The sequence below is a fragment of the Vibrio jasicida CAIM 1864 = LMG 25398 genome, assembly GCF_000400365.1.
Classification (GTDB): Bacteria; Pseudomonadota; Gammaproteobacteria; order Enterobacterales; family Vibrionaceae; genus Vibrio; species Vibrio jasicida.
Genome location: NZ_BAOG01000038.1, coordinates 1 through 15,221 on the forward strand (window position 1 = coordinate 1; position 15,221 = coordinate 15,221).

16 protein-coding genes are annotated in these 15,221 nt (G+C 47.4%); 7 read left to right on the plus strand and 9 right to left on the minus strand.

From position 1 onward, the window contains the following. Positions 1-123 precede the first annotated feature (123 nt). The 6 genes from VJL_RS10740 to VJL_RS10765 form a co-directional block, all read right to left on the minus strand. On the minus strand, positions 124-1,332 hold the full coding sequence (locus VJL_RS10740) for a NupC/NupG family nucleoside CNT transporter (protein WP_038877821.1): 1,209 nt from the start codon (positions 1,330-1,332) through the stop codon (positions 124-126). Positions 1,333-1,646: 314 nt separating this feature from the next. Further along, a complete protein-coding gene (locus tag VJL_RS10745; protein ID WP_038868152.1) occupies positions 1,647-1,964 on the minus strand; it encodes a DUF4144 family protein in 318 nt (105 codons plus the stop codon). Between the two features lie 156 nt (positions 1,965-2,120). Continuing rightward, the gene (locus tag VJL_RS10750) at positions 2,121-2,831 is read right to left on the minus strand and encodes an HAD family hydrolase (RefSeq protein ID WP_038877823.1); all 711 of its coding nucleotides are present in this window, start codon (positions 2,829-2,831) and stop codon (positions 2,121-2,123) included. Positions 2,832-3,035: 204 nt separating this feature from the next. Beyond that, on the minus strand, positions 3,036-3,326 hold the full coding sequence (locus VJL_RS10755) for a putative quinol monooxygenase (RefSeq protein WP_005435368.1): 291 nt from the start codon (positions 3,324-3,326) through the stop codon (positions 3,036-3,038). Between the two features lie 143 nt (positions 3,327-3,469). Then, positions 3,470-4,006, minus strand: a complete 537-nt coding sequence (locus tag VJL_RS10760) for a DUF924 family protein (RefSeq protein ID WP_038877826.1) — start codon at positions 4,004-4,006, stop codon at positions 3,470-3,472. Positions 4,007-4,067: 61 nt separating this feature from the next. Continuing rightward, complete coding sequence (locus VJL_RS10765) at positions 4,068-5,915, minus strand: M3 family metallopeptidase (RefSeq protein WP_038877829.1); 1,848 nt, start codon at positions 5,913-5,915, stop codon at positions 4,068-4,070. A 242-nt stretch (positions 5,916-6,157) separates the two neighbouring features. Between VJL_RS10765 and VJL_RS10770 the strand changes: the two genes are divergently transcribed. After that, complete coding sequence (locus VJL_RS10770; RefSeq protein WP_033005074.1) at positions 6,158-6,529, plus strand: hypothetical protein; 372 nt, start codon at positions 6,158-6,160, stop codon at positions 6,527-6,529. Between the two features lie 10 nt (positions 6,530-6,539). On the opposite strand, the gene VJL_RS30200 is transcribed toward VJL_RS10770, so the two are convergent. Continuing rightward, positions 6,540-6,674 (minus strand): hypothetical protein, encoded by a 135-nt coding sequence (locus VJL_RS30200; protein ID WP_258070912.1) that lies wholly within the window; start codon positions 6,672-6,674, stop codon positions 6,540-6,542. A gap of 130 nt (positions 6,675-6,804) precedes the next feature. On the opposite strand from VJL_RS30200, the gene VJL_RS10775 reads away from it, so the two are divergent. Next, the gene (locus VJL_RS10775; protein ID WP_038877830.1) at positions 6,805-8,493 is read left to right on the plus strand and encodes an amidohydrolase; all 1,689 of its coding nucleotides are present in this window, start codon (positions 6,805-6,807) and stop codon (positions 8,491-8,493) included. 326 nt (positions 8,494-8,819) lie between these two features. Here VJL_RS10775 and VJL_RS28975 read toward each other — a convergent pair whose 3' ends face one another. Further along, positions 8,820-8,993, minus strand: a complete 174-nt coding sequence (locus VJL_RS28975) for a hypothetical protein (RefSeq protein ID WP_009706819.1) — start codon at positions 8,991-8,993, stop codon at positions 8,820-8,822. Positions 8,994-9,230: 237 nt separating this feature from the next. On the opposite strand from VJL_RS28975, the gene VJL_RS10780 reads away from it, so the two are divergent. Then, entirely contained in the window at positions 9,231-10,364 is a 1,134-nt protein-coding gene (locus tag VJL_RS10780; RefSeq protein WP_038868167.1) for a sugar diacid recognition domain-containing protein, read from the plus strand. A gap of 148 nt (positions 10,365-10,512) precedes the next feature. Further along, positions 10,513-11,646 carry a glycerate kinase gene (locus tag VJL_RS10785; RefSeq protein ID WP_038868169.1) on the plus strand — a complete coding sequence of 378 codons (1,134 nt, stop codon included), beginning with the start codon at positions 10,513-10,515 and terminating at the stop codon, positions 11,644-11,646. A gap of 126 nt (positions 11,647-11,772) precedes the next feature. On the opposite strand, the gene VJL_RS10790 is transcribed toward VJL_RS10785, so the two are convergent. After that, positions 11,773-13,209: an aminotransferase-like domain-containing protein gene (locus tag VJL_RS10790; protein WP_038868171.1), complete on the minus strand. Its 1,437-nt coding sequence runs from the start codon at positions 13,207-13,209 to the stop codon at positions 11,773-11,775. A 109-nt stretch (positions 13,210-13,318) separates the two neighbouring features. Here VJL_RS10790 and VJL_RS10795 point away from each other — a divergent pair, with 109 nt between their 5' ends. The 3 genes from VJL_RS10795 (at position 13,319) to VJL_RS10805 (ending at position 15,025) form a co-directional block, all read left to right on the plus strand. Beyond that, positions 13,319-14,236, plus strand: a complete 918-nt coding sequence (locus tag VJL_RS10795) for a DMT family transporter (protein ID WP_038868173.1) — start codon at positions 13,319-13,321, stop codon at positions 14,234-14,236. 62 nt (positions 14,237-14,298) lie between these two features. Next, on the plus strand, positions 14,299-14,586 hold the full coding sequence (locus tag VJL_RS10800; protein ID WP_009706824.1) for a hypothetical protein: 288 nt from the start codon (positions 14,299-14,301) through the stop codon (positions 14,584-14,586). A 67-nt stretch (positions 14,587-14,653) separates the two neighbouring features. Then, positions 14,654-15,025, plus strand: coding sequence for a c-type cytochrome (locus VJL_RS10805; RefSeq protein WP_038877832.1), 372 nt, complete (start codon positions 14,654-14,656; stop codon positions 15,023-15,025). Positions 15,026-15,221 lie beyond the last annotated feature (196 nt).

Genomic DNA, 15,221 nt, shown 5'->3' on the forward strand with positions numbered 1-15,221 from the left:
GTGAATGGTAGACATATGGTTCACCTCGTTCTGAGAGCCTACTCTAAGCGTAGGGCTTGAGAGTGAGGCGGACCATATAATTAGCCCACGCGATGGTGGGCTTCAATTGAAATGAGAGCGTGATTACAGGGCGATAAACAACCCTGCCAGCGCTGCACTCATCATGTTGGCAAGCGTAGCAGCAATCACGGCACGGAAGCCAAGTTTTGCCACTTCTTGGCGTCGCTCAGGTGCCATTGCGTTAATTGAGCCAAGCTGAATTGCGATAGAACCGATGTTAGCAAAACCACACAGTGCGAAAGTGATGATGATTTGGCTATGTGCTGAAAGAGTTTCTTTCACGTTGACGAAATCAAGGAAGGCCACGAACTCATTCAGAATCGTCTTCTGACCGATCAGCGAGCCAGCGGTTAGGATTTCATTCATCGGGATACCAGCAAAAAACGCCAGTGGTGCGAACAGGTAGCCAAAGATCAATTGCAGCGTTACGTCTTCGTAGCCAAACCAGTTGCCCACGGTTTCAAAGCCTGCGTTGACCATCGCGATGACGCTGACAAAAGCAATCAGCATGGTACCCACTGCAACTGCTACTTTCACGCCGTTCATTGCACCAGAAGCTAAGGCATCAACGATGTTGGAATCTTCGCTTTTCTCTAGCTGAATTGTGCCTTGATGCGCCGATACTTCACGTTCTGGCACTAAGATCTTCGCCATCAACAAGCCACCTGGTGCTGCCATAAAGCTCGCCGCGATAAGGTATTTCAGTTCAATACCCAGTGCCGCGTATCCGCCTAGTACGGAACCTGCGACAGACGCCATGCCACCAACCATTACTGCGAACAGTTCAGAACGAGTCATGTTGGGCAAGAACGGACGAACCACCAAAGAGGCTTCACACATAGATAGGAAGATGTTGCTGGTTGCAGCAAGAGATTCGACTTGAGAAGTACCCAGTAGGCGATGGATAGCACCACCGATGACTTTGATAAGAGCTTGCATCACGCCCAAGTAGTAGAGCATTGAGATGATAGCGGAGAGGAAAATGATAAGAGGGAGTACGCGAATTGCGAAGATGAAATTGCCCGTTGCGAGTTCGCCAAAAACAAACCCGATACCTTCGTCTGCGAATGAGAGGAGCCCGGATACGCCGTTGCTGATGGAGCCTAACATGGATTGCCCGAGAGGGAAGTAGAGCACCAGTGCCGCAAAACCTGCTTGAAGAGAGAATGCGCCGATTACGGTGCGCCAGTTGATGTCGCGACGACTATCAGAAAGTGCGTAAGCACACGCCAACAAGGCCAATACGCCGGCCAAGCTGAAGATGATTTGCATTATGTTACCTTGCTATGTATCTGTATTTGAGCGAGCCGTGAAAAAGACGCACGCGTGCAGAGGCAACATTGCGGAGAGTGCAAAATGTTGTCTTTACCCGAAGTCGAATTCAAAGCCCGTAAACGCTAACAGTTACGCTGGGCCCTGTTCCTTGGGGCAAGTTTCCATTTTGCAGCCGATTGAAAGCTGGTTCGGTTCCATTTCATCGTGAAAGGAGAACCTATCTAACCGGGCGCGGAGTATACGCACGGTTTTCGGTGCTGACAATGGTTATTGAGGGGATTTTTCGTTGAACGAAAGCAAGGGCGCAATTGTTAATCAGCTAAGGCCTCAATCGCTTGTTGGACGGAAGTGAAATGGATTTTGATGATGCAGCGCTGTGCTTGAGCAAACTCGTGTTTTTGAATCAGCTCTGTCACTTGCTGCACGTTCAAGGTTTGTGGCAATAGACCCAATTCCACCGTGTTATTGCGACCCGTTTTTAACGCAAAGCAGTGACCTTGTGTATCAATCACAATGTCATCCTGACCCCAAATTAAGGCTTGGCACTCGGCGTTTAACTGCTCTGGCGAAGCCAAATACACCAGTTCGTCGTCGCCATCGAGTTTGAGCAAACAAGGCCATGTGATCATTGCGTTACCTTAGTATTGGAGTGGGTCATTTAAAATCGTCTACGCGCTAAATTAGCGGTGTAAGGCAAGTACGATACACAAAGCTTAAAGAGAGCAAAAGGCTTTGTGTCTTGCTGTGTATTTAAAGAGCTTTAGTTTCGCGTTTATTGAGAGAGGCTAAGCGTACTTGCCAATGATGCTGAGCAAGTCTGCCACTTGATGTGCCACATAATCGGGCTGGGCGAACCAGTGCTCTGGTTGAGCGCCGCTGTACGCCGCTGCTACGGCAATCACTTTGCAGCTGCCACCTAACTGATGCTCGATATTACGTGCAAACTGCGTGTCTGCCTCGTGGTCCCCTATGTACATCAGCAGTTGCTTATCAGAGTGCCCAAAGATGGACTCGATGCATTTAACGCCGCCAAAAGGGTCCGGTTTTTGATGCCCGTTAGACACATCATCGTAGCCCACGACGGCTTTAAACGGTGCATTGATTTGGTTGGCGCTGAGTACGTTACGAATGTTGGATTGCGAGTTCTGAGAGCAGACTCCGTGTGGTAGGTGTTCGAACGCATTCACCACATCGACAATGCCATTGAAAAGATTCACTGGTGTTTGGTTTTGCTCTTGGTGCTCAGCCCACATGGTACCCGCGATGAGCATTTCATCATGGGACAGACCATAGTAGTTTACGTACAGATCTTGCCAGTTTTTCGCCGCGTGATTGGCATGATGGTAATCCGCTTCACTGCGTAGGTATTTCGGTAAGTTATCCCCGGTCAGGTGCGGTGCTATAACGGACAATATCGCTTTGGTGATGTCGATATTTTTCGGAACAGAATTTACTAGGGTGCCATCGTAATCCCACAATACGGCGTCTAACTTCATGCAAAACCTTTTGATACAGCGAAGGGTGAGTAGGTTTAAATCTTGCCAGTCTTAGTGGGGAGATAATCAGATCTTGCTCATGTTTTCATAAGCTTGCTTTGAATCACTCGGGAAGGGCGGAAGAGAGAGCTAGCGAGAGGAAAACAAAAAGCCAGCAAGGTGATGGTTGCTGGCTTTCTAGTGCATGCTGCGTTGTACAAAGCGTTAAGCGATGTGCGACATCTCGTTTAGAGTGAAGGTGTCTACCGCGCCTTCAGTTGCTTTCATGTATTGCGCTAGGTGCTCGTTGTCCATGTGCGTGCGCCATAGTTCGCGTGATTCCCAGTTTTCGTAGAAAGTGAAATGCGCTGGGTTTTCGTTATCTTGGTGAAGGTCGTAGTTGATGCAACCTTCTTCTGCACGAGTGACATCAATCAGTTTAAGTAACTCGGCTTTTACCAATTCTACTTGGTCTGCTTTGGCGATGATGTTAGCGACGATAGTCAATTTAGCCATGATGGAAATCCTCTGTTGTTCGTGATGTATCGTGTTGACGAGGTAAAGATTAGTCGCGAATCATCAAATGATAAACAGCACAATGATTGATTTATTATCAAATATAAATTGATAATCGAACTTCAATCTTGTGCTAGCTGTGTTTAAAAACTGGAACCCGGCTGTTGTAAGAATTCCACTTCTTCTGCGGTGCTATCTCGGCCTAGAATCGCATTGCGGTGCGGGTAGCGACCAAAGCGATCAATTATTACTTTATGCTTTAGTTCGAACTCGTAGTTCGATTCTCTACCTATCGCTTTGAACAGCTTCTCTGCCTCTTCATGAATCCGCTTAGATTCACTGTGCATAAATGGCATGTACAAGAAGCTGCGTTCGACGTCCGTCAATTCTTGGTCTAAGCCTAGACGAATTGCCTCTTGTGCCAAAGCAAGCGCGAGAGCATCTTGAGCGAACGCTTTAGGCGTATTGCGGTAAACATTGCGAGAGAATTGGTCGAGCACGATGATCTCTGCGAGGCGACCTTGCGCTGTGTCTCGCCAGTCAAACAATTCAGATTGAGCGGCTTGTTCTAAGGTGGTGAGAAAGCGTGTTTCGATTTGTTTATCGACGTCGGCATTACTCACAAACCAGTCTTTTGGTTCCAGTTCTTCAAACCAGAAAGTCAGGATATCTTGGTACATGGTTGCTTCCCTGATAGAAAAAGAGCTAGGGGTATATAATACCCCCAGCTCTTGGTTTAGCTTATCGACCGTAAGTCTCTTGGATGTAGCGCTCAAACTGCTCGCACATCTGCTCGTCTGAGACCGAGTTGCTTGCAAGCTCTTTGCTGCCATCTACCACCTTGATGCTGGCATTTAAAGACGCTACTGGAGCACGTTCACGAGTTTGCAACGAGGCAATTTTCTTCTGCTGAACTTCCCATGCTTGTTCTGGCGATAGGTTACACACGTCTGCCAGATATTTAGCGTTAAAGCCCTCACCCGTTAGGCTAACGATAGTCTCGTTGTGCGATAGGTGATTACCCGCATGCCAGTAATGTTTCGCCAGTAGCGGACCAATCTCTGGGTTGTCAGTCAGGTAGCCAAACTTGTCGAGGAAGTAAGCGCGAGTCTGGTAAACCGCCATGTGTGCTAGCAAGTAACCGTGGTAGGCACACGCTGCTTCATCAGACAGAAGGTGTGGAATTGCCATCAATGGGCGTGGGCTGCATTCCAAACCAAGAATTTGCTTTTCGCAATCGCGTGCCAGCTTCGTGATGCGCTCTGGCGTCAGTTCTTCATCACTTAATTGGTAAAGCGCACGTTCAAAATACGGCACAACCAAAATGCTGCGCTCTTCGTACGCTTTGAATGGCTGACGGCTGTTGATCATCGCCTGAATGATCTCATCCGGTACTGGGTTACCTTCTGCGTCCAACGCGTATTGTTTGAGCCAATCGGCATCGGTCAACAGGCTGTCACAGAACATAGATTGTGTTTCTGCGTATGCCATGGAAGTTGGTGCGAATTCTTGAGAGAAACACGGCGCGTTCATCTTCACGTTAGCGAAGTGCGCAGCGTGACCGCCTTCGTGGAACAGAGTATTGATGCCATCGTAGCCGCTGCCCACTTGGTCTGGTTTCGCGTTACTGGTGAAGTTCACCTGCGCGGCAACCCATTCGCCTTGGTTGTAGAACGATGGGATAGGACCATGGCAGAAACCGTTCGGGTATTTGCCTTTGCGGTCAAGTAGGTCTAGCGTCAGCTCTGCGCCTGAGTATTCGATGTTAAGACGACCGAACGATTCCACCCAACGACGTAGCGACTTTGAGAACGGTACGTACGGGTCAAGATCACGCATGACGTCACCCGCGAACGAGTACACAAAGTTGTAGCCAGTCAGTGCGCTTTGACCTTTTTGCTCAGCAAGGTTTGCCAAGCTGTTTAGGTGGGCATCACGCGTGCGCTGTTCAAAGTCATCTAAGATGCTGAACAGTTGCTCTGAGCTCATCTTTTCCGTCTTCTTCACTGAGTAGTCAAAGAAGGTTTTGTAGCCCAAAGAACGTGCGAATTGATTACGCAGTTTGATCAGCTCAATAAAGCCGTTTTGCAGCAACCATTGCTCAAGGTCGAGCAGGGTTTGGTGTGCTGATTGACGTACTTCTTCGTGATTATTGGCGCGAATGGTCGAAGATAATACTGGCAAAGAGCCCTCTGTTTTTTCGCCGTTTTCATTGGTAAACGTCAGAACGTGGTTTTGCTTTTTCTCGAACAACTCGGCTTCAAATGCAATCAGATCATTCTTTTGTGCTTGAGCTTGTTCGCCTTCAATTGCATGCGATTCAAACGTTGCCAACCAGCCTTGCAGACCAATTTGCGTTTGCTGCTTCTCTTGTGGATCTGCAATTGTTTCAGCCGCTTCAAGTTGCACTTTGATAGCTGAGATTTGCTCGGCGTTACTTAAGAAATTGGTCCAAGCGGTTTGTGCTTTTGTCGAACCATCGTGGTCGTCGCTGATGCCCATGTAAGTCTCCCAAAAGAAATCTTCTTTGGTGCGATGGATAGCGAGGTAACGTTGGTTTAGGTCGTTTAGGTATTCCGTTGCAGTCATTTTGATCCTTCAAATGTTTGCTTTATTGAGGTTTTTATCGTCATTGATTATGGCACGCATAAGCAGCAGAAAGGAATGCGAAATCCATTTGCCATGTTTATGGCTTGTAAACAGGAATTTACCGCACTTTTTACATGTGCAGACGTCAGTCACAAAATTTTTCCGTTTTTGATTAGTAATGGCCGTTCTCTATTTATAAAATTCGGTCTTTCGCAGTGGTGCTGAAAGTAAGGAAAACAATAATGAAAACAAGAATCGCAGCTCTAACAATGGGGCTAACCTTGGTGGGATGTTCAGCGACAACACCAACCAATGACCAAGTTTTTAATATCGAGGAAAACTGCGCCGTCATTATGAGTGAAGGAGTGACGCCAGAAGAACGTTGGAGCGCCTACAACAAGCTTATTGAAAGCTATGGCGACCACTATGTATCTGATAAGAACCGCTTGGAATTGGCTCGATGGAACTCATTTCGCCAAAAACTGATTCGCGATGAGAGTCATCAGTTACTCAAAGAATTTATTGAAGTGAGTGACTGGGGCTGCGCAAATGGCAATTACCTTGAAGAGATGTACTTATTTGTGAAGGAAACACAAGCGAGCAAATCAGAGTAAGACCTGCGCCTTACTCGTCTTCATCCGATTCTTGATGCTGATTGATCTCTTTACCACACCCTAAACATTGGTTTGAGAGGTCGGTTGGCATCATGATGATCAAACCACAATGAGGACATAAATCGCCTTGGTCGTATCGTCGCATTGTTCACCTTTTCATTATACGGTCTGTTGTTTTGTACTTTTAAACCAACCCCGCAGAAATTACGACATCATCAGCAAACTAAACCAATTTGCATATACTCAATGTGTTAGCGAATACAACGGAAGGTGTCATGTTAACTCCTCATAGACTGATTCTTGGTGCTGCGTTGCTGCCTGTATTTAGCGCGTGGGCGAATGCTGCTGAGCAAACCGCAGACGTGGTGTACATCAACGCTGGTATTTATGGTCATCCAAAAGCAGACGCTGTTGCCGTGCATCATGGACGGATTGCTTTTGTTGGCGATAAAGCTAAGGCACAAATGTGGGTTGGTGAAGGCACGGAAGTGGTGGATTTGACTGATACCTACTTGTTGCCAGGTTTTGTCGATAACCACAATCATGTGTTTGAGGCGACTTCCGAAGCAGGCGGTACGTGCTTATTGCAAGCTGGCACCTTGTTGGATGAGCAAATCCCACAACTGCAAGACTGTAAAGAGTTTGTCCAAGATGGCGAATGGTTGATGGGATACGGTTTTACGCTTGATGCGACCTTATCGGAAGAAAACCAACGCACGCCTCTCGAAGTGATCGATGAGGTATTTCCTGAGACGCCGGTGGTGTTAATGGAGCAAACCTCTCATTCGATGTGGGTGAACTCGGCTGCGCTGAAAGCGGCGAATATTGATAAAAGCACACCCGATCCGCAAGGCGGTCGTATTCTCAAAGATCCGGATACAGACGAGTTGAATGGAATCTTGTTGGATAACGCCGGTGATGTAGTGATGGAACTGGCTTGGAACAGCATGAGTGCGCAATTTGCGGTGAGCTACCAAGGTTTGTTGACTGGTTTAGAAGAAGCCGCGCTTTACGGCATTACCACAATTGGTGATGGGCGAATGTACTGGAAGCGAGGTTGGTATGAAGTGTGGAAGGAGAGTGAAAAACGAGGTGATCTGACCGCTCGCGTCTCTTTGCGACCATGGATTTATCCGACTGACAGCATGGACTCTCAGCTGTCGTATTTGAAAGGCATTCAGTCCGACGATACTTCTCGCTTATTGCTGGTGAACCAAGTCAAAATGTACAGTGATGGCATCTTCATCAATGGTACAGCAAAAACCCTTGCGCCTTATCTTGATACTTACCTGCCAGATTCTCCCTATGGGCTGAATTACATTTCGCCACAAGCAATGCCCGAATGGCTAAGCAAGCTCGATAAACTCGGTTACAGCGCGCACATTCATGCTATCGGTGATGGTGGTATTCGTGAATCACTCGATGCAATTGAGAAGGTGCGCAGTCAGGGCAATCAGAGACGTTACACTTTGACGCATGTCGAATTGGTCAACAGCAAAGACGTGCCAAGGTTCGCCAAGTTAGGTGTCACGGCAGACTTTCAAGTTGGCTCCGATTATGTGGCTTATCACGATCACCAATGGGCAGAAGCCTTCTTAGGCGGTAAGCGAGCCAGAGCCTTAATGAACCTGCGTGCGCTTTACAATGCCAAAGCTAACGTGACGTTAAGCAGCGATTGGAATGTGCATGATTTGAATCCATTGGTTGGCATCTCCAATAGCTTGGTGATGGGCGAAACTGGATTGCCAAACGTCTCAGCTGCGATTGATGCCTACACGATTCATCCGGCTTACAGCTTGGGTTTAGAAAAGGAAATTGGCTCAATCGATATCGGGAAATCGGCAGACTTTGCTGTATTGGATCAAGACATCACCCAACTGAAAGCGGAAGACATCGCCCAAGGTCGCGTCCTCATGACGGTGTTGAGAGGGGAAGTGGTCTACGAGCAACTAGATGATGAATAAGCCGAGCGATGACTCACTCGGCTGAAAGGTTATACCCAAGTAGCTTCAAGGTGTTAGGTTCAGCGAGAATGACTTGGTTTGAAGGCGAGGCAACAATTTGAAGATCTAGTGGTTCTAAATCAAAAATTGTTAACGAAGCATACGAACCAAGGCAACTCGCCCTTTGGGATCGTGTCACTGACGCAATTTCATCGTCAAACAACTTGCTATTACGCTGCGTTGTTTTCCTTGCTTGCTTTCGGTAAATAGGGAATCAGTGACAACGCTCTGAATCCTGCATCTTGAAGTCATTTGGGTATATTGTCTTTTTGAAGCGTATTTAGAGACTATTGCTCAGGGTATTCGCCCATACCTTGCGTTTGCCCTTCTGCTTTCCAATGCTCGCCTGGGTCAAAAGCTTCATCGCATAGATCAACGGTGTAGCCCATCTCGGTAATTTCTTTCAGGGTGAGGTTGTCAGCAATTTTGGCAATGTCGCCCGCCTTGTTCCGCAGTTCCATGGTTTCCCTCCGGTCACTGTTTGGTTGTCGGTTCAAGTCGCGCCAAGCACAAAAACTTGGGTGGCTCGGTTATAAGTATAAGCAGTGATGAAGGACTTTTTGGGTTAATAACCATAGTTTATTTAAGGTTAATTGGTCGGTATAACACTTTGGCGTCGATATCAGTTCAATATCATGGCGATAGAAGACAAAGTGTGATTTATTGACGCCTTAATCGTGGAGATTTTAGGAACGGAAATGGTGATTCTCGACCACACACTCGCGCAGCAAATCGTCGATCGCACCATGTCGATCATTGGTCATAACATCAATGTAATGAACGCGGCAGGAACCATTATTGGCAGCGGCGATGCTGAGCGTATTGGTCAAAAGCACGATGGTGCAGTGCTGGCGCTGAATCATGGTGACTCGTTAGAGTTGGATGAGCAAAGTTGCCAATCATTACAAGGCGTGAAACCGGGCATCAATATGCTGCTGCACTTTAAAGGTGAAGTGGTGGGCGTGGTGGGTGTGACTGGCAACCCTGAACACATCCGAGCGTTCGCTCAGTTAGTGAAGATGACAGCAGAACTGACGATTGAACAAGCTTCGCTGGTGGAGCAATTGCAATGGGACCGCCGCCATCAAGAAGAGTGTGTCTCAGCATGGTTGAACCAACAACTTAGTGATTCTGAGCACCACGATTGGGCGCAGCGTCTTTCCATCGATTTAACAACACCACGAGTTGCTGTCGTGATCGAGCTTAAAGCAGAGAATGCTCCTGTTAGTTTGAACAGCGTGCGCGGCGTTGTTGACGTGTTGTATCGCTCTGAAGATAAGCCGTTGGTGGCGATCATGTCGATGAATGAAATTGTTGTTCTCAAGTCTTTACGTTCCTCTTCTTCGAATAGCGACCAAAGTGTGCTGGAGAGTATTCAGCGCCGCTTAACGGCCAATCAGATTGATGATGTCCGTCTCGCGATTGGGCAACGTTTTGATGGCGCACAGCAGCTTCCTCTCTCTTACCAAAGTGCCAAGCAGGTGCTTGCTGTCGGTCGTCGCTCTCATCCAGAAAAAACTATGCTTAGCTTCTCTGAATATCGCTTACCTGTGTTACTCGCCCCTTTAGCCGATTCTTGGCAAGGTGAACAACTCGCTCAAGCGATGGCAGCTTTGGTTTCGGCAGACAAATCTGGACAGTTGATAAAAACCTTAGAGGCGTATTTTCAAGCCAATGGTAACGCCAATGACTGCGCTAAGGCATTGTATATTCATAGAAATACCCTGAGATATCGTCTGGATAGAATCAGTGAAGTGACGGGTATCTCGACGCAAGATTTTACGGGATTGACCGAGCTGTATATCGCAAGCCAGTTAAGAAAGCTAAATTAGCTAGTTGTGCAAATGCACAAAATAATTCAAGCATAGTCAGTATTGTTTGGATGTTTGACTAAAGAATATGCCAAGTTTTTAAGTGAGAATAGCCACATTGATGACCTGCGACTTGTCGCTCGCAGCGTGCTGTTTTCAGGAGAATGAAATGAAAGTTGTGATTGCCCCAGATTCGTTTAAAGAGAGCTTGACCGCCAAACAAGTGAGTGACGCGATCAAGAGCGGTTTGTCTCGTGTTTGGCACGATGCAGAATTCGTTACGGTACCTGTTGCTGATGGCGGTGAAGGGACAGTTCAATCTTTGATTGATGCGACTGAGGGCGAGCAGGTTTTCGTGACCGTAAAAGGCCCACTTGGCAATGATGTCGAGGCGTTTTATGGCATTCTAGGTGACGGTGAAACCGCAGTAATCGAAATGGCAGAGGCAAGTGGTTTGCACCTTGTGCCAAGTGAGCAACGTGACCCGAAAAACACCAGCAGCTTTGGTACCGGTCAGTTAATTCTAAATGCGCTTGATCGCGGTATTCAACGCTTGATCATCGGCTTGGGTGGCAGCGCAACCAATGACGGCGGCACGGGTATGCTGGCGGCTTTAGGTGTTAAGTTTCTAGACAGTGCAGGTCAGCCAATCACTCCTAACGGTGGCGGTTTAGTTGCGCTAGCAAGCATTGATGTGTCTGGGCTTGACGCTCGCTTAGCGGACTGCGAAGTGCTGGTGGCATGCGATGTGGACAACCCATTGTGTGGCGAGAAAGGCGCGTCAGCGATTTTTGGCCCACAGAAGGGTGCGACGCCGGCGGATGTGGAGCTGTTAGATTCTGCTCTAAGCAAATACGGTGAACTGACAGAGCAAGTGACAGGCAAGCATGTGCTGACTCAAAAAGGCGCAGGAGCCGCCGGTGGTATGGGCGCGGCGTTACTTGGTTACCTACCTGCACGACTTAAGCCGGGTATTGAGATTGTGCTAGAAACCGTAAAGCTCGCAGAGCACGTAGCAGACGCTGATATTGTCTTTACTGGCGAAGGCCGTATTGATCACCAAACTGTGCATGGCAAGACACCAATGGGTGTGGCGAAAGTGGCGAAAGAATATGGTTTGCCTGTCATTGCCCTAGCTGGTTGCACAGGTGATAACTTCCAAGCAGTCTACGAGTGCGGCATTGACGCAGTATTTGTATGTGTACCACGCGCAATGAGTTTGCCAGAAGCTATGGAAGAAGCCGACGTGAACCTTGCGAACTTGGCTGAAAACGTAGCCAGATTGTGGCAATTACCTCGCTAACACTCTGTGTTTGGTTGAGCAACTAGCTCAGAGAACTCAAATCAAAGCCTCCCAATTGCGGAGGCTTTGTTGTTTCTGGTGCTGAATGTTTGGAACGGAATGCTTGGAACGAATTGTCTGGAGCGACTATTTAGCGTGTTGAGCAATCAGTGTTGCTAGCGTTTCCATCGCAGGGATCCAGTTTTTCTCCGCTCCAAAGTTCGCGACGCTGAGACGAATGCAGTTTTGATACTGTCCCTGAGTGCCAAATACCGAGCCGGGCAGGATACTGATTTTGTGTTCGTTACAGGCTTGATAAAGCGCATAGCTGTCAGTTTTGGGTGGCAAGCGTAACCAAAGCAAGAATGAACCTTGTACTGCATTGATTTGGTAGCGGTTTTTTAGTTCAAAGTGTGCATCTAAGCATTGGTTGAGCATCTGCAAATATCGTCTCACGTTGGCTTGGTAAACACGGCACATACGCGAAGTGTGAGTGCGGTATTTGCCTGAGGTTAGGAAAGTGCCCACCGCCGATTGCATCAAGTTCAAACTGCCCATGTTTTCACATAACAGGTATTGCTCGACTTGAGCGCGATAACGTCCCGCTAGCATCCAACCAATACGAAGGCGTGAATCGAGCGTTTTCGATAACGAGTTGACGTAAATCACCCGTTGTTTCTCGTCCAATTTGCGCAAGCTTGGCAAGGGTTCGTCGTAACTCAACGCGCCAAACACGTCATCTTCAATGATTGGAATATCTCCAGAAACCTTAAGCAGTCGCTCTCGCCTTTCAAGGGGCATCATTGAGCCTGTTGGGTTGGTGAAGTTTGGCGTGACAATAATGACTTTGATCTCCCACGTTGCCATGGCTTTTTCCAGCGCGTCTGGATCCATACCATCACGAGGGCAGCTAGGGATCTCGACCACTTGTAAACCGAGAGATTCGAGCATCAACAAGTTGCCGAAATAGCAGGGCGATTCTACCGCCACAATATCTCCAGTCTGTGTTGTTGCTCTAAGGGCAAGACTGATCGCTTGCTGTGCTCCATGGGTAACCAAAAGATCATCCACGTTTGCCGGCGTTCCCAGATCTTGGGTGATCTTCGCCAGCTGTTTGACCAACAAGTCATCACCCGGTGGCAGTTGATAATGACTGGAAATATGACTTTGTTGGCGGCTCTGGCGGCCAATTTCGGCATACAGGCTTTTGATGGCTGGCGCGTCAATGTTCGGGTGTGCTGAGCCAGTCGGAAGCAGCTCTTGATACTCGGGATAGGTAAGGATTTGTTTGCACACCGAGAGCAAATCCACACGCGTAGGCTTAGCAATCTTGGCTTCATGTCGCTCGGTTGGCTTTACTCGATAACCGGATTTTGGCACCGAGTAAACCATGCTTTGTGCTTCTAGTTCCTGATAAGCGCGGATCACCGTGTTCTTGCTTACCTTGAGTTCAGTGCTCAATTGACGGATGGAGGGCAACTTGTCGTCTGGCTGATAAACCCCATTGCTGATCGCTTGTTTGAGATGCTTCTCGACGATCAAATACTTATTGGCATCAAGTGTACTTGCTAAATCTGTACCCATAAAAACACTTCCATCTGTCACTTTTTGAAAACACTGTACCTAACTACATTAGCAACATTCGAGATTAAAAACATTCAAGATTTAAAAGTAAGTAGAGTGAGGGCGAATCATGTTAATCAGAGCCATTCCTTTTGTGTTCGTGATCCTTTGGGCTTCTGGATTTGTTGGTGCGCGATTTGGTTTGCAATATGCCGAGCCTGCGACCTTGTTGTCGATTCGCATGGCGTTTAATGTCCTGCTGTTTCTGGTGATTGTTGCCTTTCTGCGCCGTCGTATTCCAACGGGAAAAGACTTTTGGCACAGCTGCGTTGTCGGGATATTGATTCACGGCTTTTACCTCGGTGGAACGTACTTCGCCATCAGTTTGGGAATGCCTGCGGGCTTAAGTTCGCTACTCGTCGGGATACAACCTATTTTGACGGCCGTATTGCTGGTGGCGTTTGCTTCTGAGCAGTTCAAACCATCACAGTGGATTGGTTTGTCCTTGGGTTTTGTCGGTATTGCTATGGTGCTTATGGGTAAGATGGAGTGGCAATCCGATTTGCACAAAACCTTAGCGATTGGTGTGTGCTTGTCGTCATTGTTTGGTATTACGCTTGGCACTTTGTATCAAAAGAAATATTGCCAACAAGTGGATATGGTAGGCGGCGCGACCGTGCAGTATTTAGCGGCATTGGCCATGTTCCTGCCAATCGCGATACAGTTTGAAACCATGCAGGTGCAATGGACGACGGAATTCATTCTCACCTTAATCTGGCTTGTGGTCGTGCTGTCTTGTGTGGCGATTCTGTTGCTGCTGTACATGGTGAAGAATGGCGCGGCATCGAGTGTTGCTTCTGTGTTCTACCTTGTGCCTCCGACCACGGCGCTTCAAGCTTGGTTTGCCTTCGGTGAGTCGTTTGATTGGATGGGCATTATTGGCTTTGTATTAGCGGCGACGGCGGTCTACTTAGTGGTGAAAAAGCCTGAGCTACCAATGTTTAAATCAAAGGTTGCAAAGCAGAAACGTAAAATATACCTAAATTAGGTAGGGACATTTGCGTGCCAGAGAGTACAATCCGGCTCCTTACATGTTTGTGGAGTCGGATGATGACCGTCAAGCCAGATCGAATGAGCGCGATGCGCAATATCATTGAACAAGTGAAAGCAGAATTGCCGATTTATGAATCGGAGACCTTTGTTTGTGGTCCTGAGGGTAAATGCATCGGTTGCCCAAAAAAACTGTTGGAAATGGTCGATTCTGAACTGAGCTATTGGGAATCTGCAATGGATCGCGGTATCACGCCTCAGTTTGATGAAATCCGCCGATTTGGCAAAATGTGCACCAGCGTACGCCGAGGTTTAATCCGCAATAACGTGCCGTTGCTCAACGCTTAATCAACACTTTTTCGACATCCCCCTCGTTACCTTGTCTTTATTGATTAAACGAAGACAAGGGGCTTTCATGCGCAAATTCTTTTTCTCTGCTGTTTTGTTATTACTGGCTTCCAGTTCTGGTTTTGCGGGTTACAAATGGTTCACTGACAACCAATATGGCGAAGCGGATCTTGCTGCGGGTAAGCAGCACTTTGAATCTTACTGTGTCTCTTGTCATGGTGATAAAGGGCATGGTGATGGATTGGTGGCTAAGGCGATGAACATCAAACCCGATAATATTTTTGATGAACTGACCAATCCATTCGGAACAAAAGTGGAGTTAATAGAGACGGTATTGGAAGGGGAGAATGGTCAAAGCGGTGCAATGCCACCATTCAAATCTGTGCTGAGTGAAAAGCAAGTAAATGACATTTTTGAATACATCAAAAGTATTAACTGATCTAAATTCTTATTTTAGAAACAGTTACTTATTGTTTTTCTGTGTGCTTCAAGGCTTTGAATTCTGTCGAATTTTTACGTTACTTTAGCCGCTAGTTTCAAGGTAATTTGGCGGTCACTCTCAAGTTCTCGATTCCCTCGTTTTTTCTTATCATTTGCGCGTTTCTCTGCGTAATTTCAACGATATATTGGCTCGA